The following is a 247-nucleotide window of genomic DNA, read 5'->3' on the forward strand; positions in this document are numbered from 1 at the left end:
CTGGCACTTTTAATTCCTGCCCTGCTCGCCGCAGGTGCTGCACATGCAGCCGAAGTTTATAATAAAGACGGCAACAAATTAGATCTGTATGGCAAAGTTGATGGCCTGCATTATTTTTCTGATAATTCAGCGAAAGATGGCGACCAGAGCTATGCGCGTCTGGGTTTTAAAGGCGAAACCCAAATTAACGATCAACTCACTGGCTACGGTCAATGGGGATACAATATTCAGGCAAACAACACTGAAT

Annotated in this window: 1 protein-coding gene; it reads left to right on the forward strand. The window is 44.9% G+C overall.

The genetic code is table 11. The annotated features are described in order from the left end of the window. Window positions 1-247: porin (locus SB756_RS33680; protein ID WP_410913713.1), on the forward strand; the 247-nt coding region annotated here is incomplete at both ends.

It is taken from the genome of Pseudomonas sp. SIMBA_068 (genome assembly GCF_046534705.1).
Classification (GTDB): domain Bacteria; phylum Pseudomonadota; class Gammaproteobacteria; order Pseudomonadales; family Pseudomonadaceae; genus Aquipseudomonas; species Aquipseudomonas putida.